The following is an 884-nucleotide window of genomic DNA, read 5'->3' as shown; positions in this document are numbered from 1 at the left end:
CGCCAGCGCCGCCGCGAGGGCCACGGCCGAAAAGAAGCCCCCGCCTCACTGGCCGGGCGGCCCAGACGAAGCCGACTCGTCGGCGCGGCGGAACCGGCCCAGACCCGGGAACGGGAAGTGGACGCCATAGACCAGCAGATCCTGGGTTTCGCCGCGCTCGAGCAGCGCTTGCCGCGTGGCGATCCCGGCGGCCGGATCGCTGTCCCAGCCGTTGACCCATTCGGGGCGCTGAACCGATATGACCGAGCTGTGCAGCGCGTCGCCCAGGTACAGCAGCCGCGCCTCGCCCGAGACGATCTCGTAGCCCGAATGCCCGGGCGTGTGGCCGTTCAGCGAGACCGCCGTGATCCCCGGCGCCACCGTCGAGCCCGGCGCGAAGGCCCGTACCTTGGGCGTGATCGCCCGCACCAGGTCCGCCATCTCGGCCTGGTCCTGCAGGTCGGCCCATTCCGGCGCGCTCAATCGGATCGTGGCGTTGGGAAAGGCCAGGGCGCCGTTCGAGACCAGGCCGCCGACATGATCGCCGTGGGCGTGCGAGATCAGGATGTCCGTCACCTGGGCCGGGTCGACGCCCGCGGCCCGCAGCGAGGCCTGCAGCTTGCCCTCGGTCCCCATCTGGCCGCCCGCTCCAGTGTCGATCAGCACGATCCGCTCGCCGTCGCGCAGCAGCAGGGGCTGGACCGGCAGATGCACCTTCCCGTCCGCCTGGCCAGCGGCCGTCAGCAGGGCGGAGACCTCGGCCGGATTCTTCCAGGGGCTCATGGCGTCGCCCGGCGCGAAGACGATCTCTCCGTCCCTCAACGCGACGGCCTGGATCTGGCCGATCCGGAAGGCGTGGATGTCGGGCGCCGCGGCGGCCGGGGCGGCGGGACCGGCCGGCGCCG

General features: G+C 72.9%; 1 protein-coding gene. It reads right to left on the bottom strand.

Going from position 1 to position 884, the window contains the following annotated elements:
* Positions 1–45 precede the first annotated feature (45 nt).
* On the bottom strand, positions 46–884 hold an 839-nt coding region (locus AC2W7C_RS18535; RefSeq protein WP_486002658.1), incomplete at its 5' end, for an MBL fold metallo-hydrolase.

This window comes from Brevundimonas sp. CURTG3B2_SDJG (assembly GCF_057364705.1).
This window is presented reverse-complemented; position numbering and strand designations above follow the sequence as displayed.